Here is an 8,217-nt window from a genome sequence, read left to right on the forward strand (position 1 = left end):
TTGTCCGGCAAACTGCGGCCCATCCCGGCAATGGCCGGGTGCATCGTTGGCAGCATGACCGCCTGCCTGTCGGCATGGCTGCATGTCTGCCTGTTTGCGCGGTGGCCTGCCTGACCGGATGGCCAGCGGACAGCCTGCCCGTTTGCCTGTCTGCCTGTTTGCCTGCCCGGCAGTCGGCCTGCCTTTGCCCGTCACCGGATCGGTAGGGCGCGGCCATGGCCAGCTACCACCTCTCGGTCAAAACGGTCAAACGCAGCGCCGGGCGGTCCGCCACGGCGGCGGCGGCTTATCGGTCGGCGTCGGTTATCGCGTGCGAGCGGGAAGGGCGCGAGCACGACTACACCGCAAAGCGCGGTGTCGAGGCCTGCTTCATTCTCGCCCCCGATGATGCGCCGTCCTGGGCGCAGGACCGTGCCGCGTTGTGGAATGCCGCCGAGGCGCGCGAGACCCGGTCCAATTCGGTGACCGCGCGCGAATGGGAGCTGGCCCTGCCGTCCGAAATATCGGACGCGGCGCGGATCGAGATCACGCGGGCTTTCGCCGCGCAGCTGGTCGCACGCTATGGCGTTGCTGCGGATGTGGCGATCCATGCCCCGCACCGCGAGGGCGATCAACGCAACCATCACGCACATATTCTGACTACCACCCGCGTTTTGTCCGCCGAAGGGCTGACCGACAAAACCCGCATTCTCGATGCGGCCAGCACCGGCGGGCCGGAGATCGAGGCCATGCGCGGCGTTTGGGCCGAGCTGCAAAACCATGCCCTTGAACTGGCAGGGCAGGAGGAGCGCGTCGATCATCGGTCCCTAGAGGTTCAACGCGAGGTTGCTTTGTCCTTGGGCGATACGGTGAAGGCCGAAGAGCTGGACCGCGAGCCGGAGCTGAAGCTTGGCCCCGCCGCCAATGCCATCGAGCGCCGCGAACAGTTTGCCGCCGAGGCCGAAGGCCGCGAATACGAACCTCTGACCCAGAGGGGGGCACGGGTGCATGCGGTTCGCCAAGCTAAGGAGATGTTCGCCGAAATGCGCGAACGGCTGGAAATGGCGCGTGACGCCTGGGCCGAGGCACGGGAAGAAGGGCAGGGCCATGTCAGCGCCGGGTTGGCGGCGTTGCGCGCCGTCGCAGGGCGGCAGGCGAAAGAGTTGGACCAGGACGAGATCAAGCAGCGGCTGGCGCGCATTGCCGGGCGTGATCTGGGTGCAGATGGCACCGGCCATGAAGCCGGAGCGGACGCGATACGCGATCGGCTGAAGCAGGTACTTGGCCGGGAGAAACCCGATCCGCGCCAGGAACAGCGGAAGCAGGAGGTAGAGCGCGAAAAGCAGCGTCAGCTTGAACTGGAAAGGCAGCGCGAACGCGATAGAGATTTGGGTTGGGAGCTGTAGCAAAGCCGACTAAGCTTTAAGTCGTCTCTTGACGGGGCAGGGCCAGCCACCCATGCAGTCAACGGGATGGCATGCTGTCGATAGCGTTCAAGCCGCGTTATTTGGAAATCCAAATATGGATTGCCAAATAACGCTTCAGGGAAATAACAGAGAAGATGTGATGCAAAAAACAACCTGCTTTGATGTCTTTGCACAGTGTAGTGATGCCGTTCACAATGGCGAGCTTATCGAGTCTGTCAGCGCAAATGATAAAGAGTTTCACTTTCAAAACTGGTTTCAAACACGCCTTAGTGTTCTTGGATTGAACTTTGAAGGATCTGGACGAAACACATATCCTGACTTCAGCTTGGTGAAGTTTACGGAAGGTTATGAGATCAAGGGCCTAGCTTGGCCTGGCCGTGAGAGAGACTATGACTCCAACAGCCAGGTGCCGACTGGGGAGCACAATGGCCGCCATATTTTTTATGTTTTTGGGCGCTATCCAGCTGACCTCAAGCCTTACGCCGATCAAGAGAACGGTAGGAAGCAGTACCCTGTTGTTGATCTTGTAATCTGCCACGGTGACTTCCTAAACGCAGATCATAACTACATCCACAAAAACAAGAGCGTTAAGGGCTTTGGTACCTATGGTGACATCATGATCCGAGATCGGAAAATGTATGTAGCACCAACTCCTTTTGCCCTGACGCAAGGCACAACAGGTATGATGACACTCATTATACCTGAAGGCTTCGGAGAAGATGACCGCTTCCAAGAGGTTGGTCGTCTCATCCGCACAGAGGCTGCAACCCTTGTTGCGGGCTACACCTTTGACCTACGCACTAATGAGCTGAAGGCTGAAAAAATACCTAACCCACGTGCAGGAACACAGCATCATTTTGTCGCCTATCGCCTCAAGACACAGTCCAACAAGCCAGTCAGCATGAGTACTGCTAAGCCCACGGTGGTTGATCTATTGGACGTTGCTATCGGGGATGACGAATGAAAAATCTCACGGTGCCTGCGGTGTTCAGTGCTTTGGAGACTGACTTTCCCATCTTGGAAGTCAGCCAGCTTGCTGAGCAGGAGAGTTGGCGCAAAGAGATTAACAGACCTCTTTACCATATACACAAATGGTGGGCTACGCGATTAGGCTCTGTATTCCGTGCCATCACACTTGCAGCGCTCAGTCCGCGCGGGAAGGGTATGTGGGATGACTTTTACAAGACGCACAATCTGACAGGGAAGGTCGTACTTGATCCATTCATGGGCAGCGGTACCACTCTGGGCGAGGGCCTGAAGCTTGGGGCAAAAGTCGTTGGATGCGACATCAACCCTGTAAGTACATTCTTGGTACGACAAGCTCTGACGCCTGTATCGGAAGTGGCCTTGCGTCGCGCGTTCGAAGCGCTAGAGGCTGAGATCGCGCCTGAGATACGGCGCTATTACCAAACGCGAGACCCTGAAACAGGAGCGCTGATTCCAGTGCTCTACGCTTTCTGGGTTAAGGTTCTGGATACACCATGTGGCGAGGAAGTACCGCTCTTCTCCCGGTATGTTTTCGCTCAAGATGCCTATCCTAAGAAGAAGCCTCGTGCACAGATCGTTTGCCCCGCATGCTGGTCTATTTTCCAAGACCGCTATGACGCCATAGAGACCATCTGCGGTGACTGTGGTCATAATTTTAACCCGCAGAAGGGTCCTGCGGCCGGTCAAAACCTGACCACTAGCGGGGGTCGAACTTATAAGATCAAAAGTCTCCTGCCTGTTTCTGCACCGCCGCGTCACCGACTGTATGCCCTGATGGCGCTACGCCCGGACGGCTCGAAAATCTATGTTGCTGCTAAAGAAGAGGATCATTCCCTATTTTCAGAAGCTGCAGAGAGGCTCAGGACAGAAGACATCTTGCTCCCAACCTTTCCTGTGCGCGCTGGCCACAACACTGATCAAGCGCGAGGCTACAACTACCACGCGTGGCGAGACTTCTTCAATGACCGCCAGCTTCTGTGTCTGGGCCTACTCCTCAAGGCCATCATGCGTTTGGAAGACCGTGCCATCCGAGAGCAGCTCTTGTGCCTGTTTTCCAGTACGCTCGAATTCAATAATCTGTTCTGTAGCTTTAAAGGTGAGGGCACCGGCGCGGTTCGGCACATGTTCTCCAATCACATTTTGAAACCCGAGCGCACACCTTTAGAGAATTCGATCTGGGGAACCAATCGAAGCAGCGGCACCTTCATGTCACTATTTGAGTCACGGCTCTTGCGTGCCAAACGATACCTGAACGAACCTTTCGAATTGCGCCTTGAGAGCGACCTTCTGGGCGCCAAGGCTGGTACATCCAAGGTAGTCGCCAGTGCCCCCATTTCGCCCCGCCTTGTAGAAAGCTGGCGAGAGATTGAGGCCGTCAAGGGTAGCGCCGCGCTCATACTCAACGGCAACAGTGCCGCACTACCGATCCCAGATCGATCCATCGATGCGGTGATCACGGATCCACCATACTTCGATTTTGTGCACTACAGTGAGCTTAGCGACTTCTTCTTCGCATGGCTGGCCCCTGCTCTCAAAGGATCGTACCCTTGGTTTGAACGTGAGGACTCTTCGGCTGAAGGCGAGGTTCAAGACAAAGACCCGCAGATGTTTTCTAGACACCTTGGCTATGTTTTCGCCGAAAGCCGCCGCGTCCTGAAAGATGATGGTGTTCTGGCGTTTAGTTTCCATCATTCTAGGCCAGAGGGATGGGCCGCCATCTATTGTGCCTTAGCTCAGGCCGACATGACTGTAGTTGCAGCGCACCCTGTTCATGCAGAACTACGCGCAGCCAGCCCTAAAAGCGCGGCAAAGGATCCCATAAGCCTAGATGCCATCTTGGTGTGTCGGAAGCGTGCAACCGTCGAACCGATTTCGTACAGCCTCGAGACGATCCAAGCGAGAACAAGTGCCCTAAGCAAAAGACTTGAGGAGGGCGGTCTTCTCCTCTCCCGTGCCGATTACTTTGTTATTGCAGCAAGCCAGGCGTTGATCGCAACGGGTTATGAGTGCCTAAGCTTTGACGAGATCGAGCAGCGCCTTTTGGAAATTATGAACGCGATTTCCAGTCCTGAGGCGTCTAGTCTTGCAGCGGCAGAATAACCTCGCCCAGTACAGGGCCGGAACTTCTAAGATAAACCTCTAGAGAATCGACGGCACACACCGCGAGCACCCATACGAGCGCCAAGGAGATGAAGTGAATGCAAGAAGAGACCCAAGTCCAGCTTCTCCCTGACGAGGCATTGGAGCTTCCAGCCGAAGACCAAAGTGTCAAAGCCAAACCATCCGATGCGGTGATTAACGAAAAGTACATTAAAGGGGATATTCGGATTGTCACCGAGCAGGCTCGGTACCCGATTAATACCGTCGCTGCTATGGCGGATAGTGATTCGTATACGCTTTCTCCGGAGTATCAGCGAAGGCATCGATGGAGCCGCGATCAACAGTCCAGACTAATAGAATCGTTGATAATGAACGTGCCCGTTCCACCTGTCTTTTTATACGAATATGACTTCTCAAAGTATGAAGTGATGGACGGCCTTCAGAGGTTGACGGCCATTAGTGAATACTACAAGGGCCAGTTTGCTCTCACGGGCCTGGCAGAATGGTCAGAGCTGAATGGGAAGAGATACAAAGAGTTGCCTGACAAGGTCCGCGAGGGAATTGACCGTCGCTACCTTTCTTCAATTATTCTTCTCAAAGAAACGGCGCGGAACGAGGGCGAGGCGCTGCGACTAAAGCAGCTTGTTTTTGAGCGTCTAAACAGCGGTGGTGTCATCTTGTCCCACCAGGAGTCGAGAAATGCTCTGTTCAATGGACCTTTGAACGAAGCATGCCTGTTACTGTCTAGAACTCCCGCATTCTGCAGACTGTGGAACATCGCCGAACCCACACCAGAGGAAATAGCGGCGCGAGAGAACAAAACAGATTACACTCTGCCTGAGGATCTTCTTAAGAACGATGATTTTCGTTCAATGTATGATGTTGAGCTAGTGCTGAGGTTCTTTGCGAACAGACAAAGGTTGCAGGTTAGGCAGTCTGGTGACTCTCTGAAACGATTCCTTGATCGCTACCTACAGTTAGGTAATTCAGCATTCTCTCCCGGCACTATTGCAGCCCTTTCAGTCATATTTGTGGAGACCATCAATCTTATAGAGAGTGTTTTGGGTGAACAAGCGTTCTGGCTCTATCGGAAGCGTGGTAAAGAGGACAGCGAAACATGGAATTGGTTGCAACGACCGACACTTGCAGCATATGAGCCGCTAATGTTCGTTTTTAGCACAATGCGTGAGAGATCGGCTGATCTTACTAATTCGGCACAGCAGATTCGTGAGGGACTGGCTGAATTTTACAAAGAAAAGTACGAGATATTTGGCGGGCGTAACGTAAATGCCTCTGACATCACGGCGCGCGAGCAGGCGTACCGAACTTATATTGTATCAAAACTTCCATGAGGAGTGATCTTCTCGTACTGGAAAGCGAGCTTTCAGAGGTTTCGGCACTTATAGACTCATATCAGCGTGCCGAAGCTTTGTATCCAAAGATTGCTGCCCTCGGTGGGGAGCATGCAGAAATTATTGATATTTCCAATGACCTTGCGAAAGGGCGTACATCTCAGCGAAAGTATCAATATATTTCTGTTATAATCGCACTTTACGGCGCTATGGAGCAGTATGTTGAATCGTTAATACTTTCTTATGCGCGGTTAGTGCCAGTAATTTGTGGTCGATTTGGAAATATTCCTGAGGCAATTAGAATAAAGCATCATGAGCTATCTGTGGACTACCTTTCTGAAATAAAGATGAACCGCGTTCACGAGCCTGAGGATACCCATACGATTGTTCGTCGTTTGTCTATGTGCCGCATCCGTGCGACTAAGTATGAACTCAATAATCGCGCCTTTACGCTCCGAACGTCTAATATGTCATTTGACCGAGTTAAGACTCTTTCTGCTAACATCAGTGTTGTAGTGTCCCCCAGGCGTCTTGTGAATTCACAGAGCTATCAATCTTTCTATTCAGAGAAAACCGGTGGCCTAGAGCCAGCGTTGGGAGATGCTGAAGCTAGATCGGCGTTTTCATTTGTTGACGATCTGGTTGCAAAGCGAAACCGGATTGCGCATGGAGCAAACAGCGTTGATGACATTGAAGACTACCCACTTCTACTAGATAGAATTGCCGAACTTCGGATGTATGGTAGAGCGCTTCATGAGATTTTTGAGGATCACGCGATTCGCCTTGCTGTGAAGCAGGCGCGCGCATCCACATTGGGAGTGCCGCTTCATAAGTATAAAGGCAATATCGTTTGTTTTCCTTTGGAAACTGGTGAGATTCGGGTTGGTGATGTGGTCTTTATGCTACCTACAGACGAGAATATCCCGGTAAGGCGGGGGGAAGCCTTGTCCTTGCGTGTTGGAAACGTGGCGCTTGAGACGGTTTTGGGCGCGCCTGGCGCAAACTTTGGTGTCAAACTTCCGTACAATCCTAGCCAGACTGCAAGCTATGGCATATTGCCGGTGGATGTAGTGGAAAAGCTCAATCTTTAAATCTAGTATGAGGTGCTTTCTTGACTGATGATGAACGCCAGGGCTTTAGGGCACTGTTTGATGCAACCATGAGATTCATGCAGCACGGAGAGGCACATATCGCCGCATTGGAGTGCATGCCGTCCAACGATGTTCGTGATGCTCTTTTTCTATCAACGAGGGCACATCTTATTGAGTTGCGGAAGCAAGCGGATGCTCTCGAAAAGTTGGGGTTATTCCAGTAGGATTGTTAGGGTGAGCATAGTCTTTCGTAGTCAAAAACGGTCGTTTTAGTCCCAACTCCCTGCCCCGCCCGGCATCAAGGACTTAGGCGGGACAGAAACCCATGACAAAACCTTTGCGGTTTTGGGAGGTTTTTGGCACAGTGCGGCATGATCATCGGATATGCCCGCGTCAGCACAGACGACCAAAACCTAGACGGCCAGCTCGACGCTCTTAAGGCGGCGGGTGCCGAGAGGATCTTTGCTGACAAGATCACCGGCACGGCGCGCAGCAGGCCCGAACTGGACCGCTTGCTCGATCAGTTGCGCCAGGGCGACGTGATCACTGTCACCAAGTACGACCGCCTTGCCCGTTCCTTGCGCGACCTTCTCGACATCGTGGACACGATCCAGGCGCATGGCGCTGGCTTTCGATCTCTTGCCGAGGACATCGACACCACCACACCCGCCGGGCGTCTGGTGTTTCATGTCTTCGCGTCCATCGCCCAGTTTGAGCGGGAGCGAATTTCTGAGCGGACAAAAGAAGGGCTGGAAGCCGCCAGAAAGCGCGGTCGAGTTGGTGGCAGGCCCCCTGCCCTATCCACTGCGCAGAGGACTGAAGTGCGACGAATGCGGGACGATGAATTGCGGCCACTGCCTGAGATAGCGCAGCTTTTTAGAGTTAGCGCAAAGACGATCCGGCGGGCCTGAAGGTGCAAAGGTAAGCGGCTTCACAATTATAACTCTAAAGTTAACGCTAAATATAAGGTTAGATTTAACGTTGACATTATAAATGGCACGCGCCATTCTCGCCGGATGTATGTAATCACCTTCGCAAACCCGAAGGGCGGATCGGGGAAAACCACATCCGCCATGTTGCTTGCCGAGCAGATCGCCCTTTCAGGCGGTCGCGTGGCCATTCTTGACTTGGACCCGAACGCGAACATCCTTGGATGGGCAAGGGGGCGCGAGGAAGCAGGCAGGAGCCTGCCATTCTCTGTTCATGCCCGCCCGCAGATAGAAGACACCGTGGGCTTGATCGACGAAATGGCGGCGCAAGCGGACTACCTTATCATCGACC

7 protein-coding genes are annotated in these 8,217 nt (G+C 53.7%); all 7 read left to right on the forward strand.

Annotated elements, in window-relative coordinates; genetic code table 11:
• The first annotated feature begins 215 nt into the window (after positions 1–215).
• Entirely contained in the window at positions 216–1,385 is a 1,170-nt protein-coding gene (mobQ, locus tag EI545_RS21215) for a MobQ family relaxase (RefSeq protein WP_125327951.1), read from the forward strand.
• Between the two features lie 160 nt (positions 1,386–1,545).
• Positions 1,546–2,370: a hypothetical protein gene (locus tag EI545_RS21220; protein ID WP_408019416.1), complete on the forward strand. Its 825-nt coding sequence runs from the start codon at positions 1,546–1,548 to the stop codon at positions 2,368–2,370.
• The gene (locus EI545_RS21225) at positions 2,367–4,493 is read left to right on the forward strand and encodes a DNA methyltransferase (RefSeq protein ID WP_125327952.1); all 2,127 of its coding nucleotides are present in this window, start codon (positions 2,367–2,369) and stop codon (positions 4,491–4,493) included. The genes EI545_RS21220 and EI545_RS21225 overlap by 4 nt, the downstream gene beginning before the upstream one ends.
• A gap of 98 nt (positions 4,494–4,591) precedes the next feature.
• A complete protein-coding gene (locus EI545_RS21230; protein ID WP_125327953.1) occupies positions 4,592–5,845 on the forward strand; it encodes a DUF262 domain-containing protein in 1,254 nt (417 codons plus the stop codon).
• Positions 5,842–6,936: an MAE_28990/MAE_18760 family HEPN-like nuclease gene (locus EI545_RS21235; protein WP_125327954.1), complete on the forward strand. Its 1,095-nt coding sequence runs from the start codon at positions 5,842–5,844 to the stop codon at positions 6,934–6,936. Before EI545_RS21230 ends, EI545_RS21235 begins: the two co-directional genes overlap by 4 nt.
• Before the next feature lie 371 nt (positions 6,937–7,307).
• Positions 7,308–7,847 carry a recombinase family protein gene (locus EI545_RS21240; protein ID WP_125327955.1) on the forward strand — a complete coding sequence of 180 codons (540 nt, stop codon included), beginning with the start codon at positions 7,308–7,310 and terminating at the stop codon, positions 7,845–7,847.
• Between the two features lie 105 nt (positions 7,848–7,952).
• Positions 7,953–8,217: ParA family protein (locus tag EI545_RS21245; RefSeq protein ID WP_164517424.1), on the forward strand; the 265-nt coding region annotated here is incomplete at its 3' end.

The sequence above is a fragment of the Tabrizicola piscis genome (genome assembly GCF_003940805.1).
GTDB classification, from domain to species: domain Bacteria; phylum Pseudomonadota; class Alphaproteobacteria; order Rhodobacterales; family Rhodobacteraceae; genus Tabrizicola; species Tabrizicola piscis.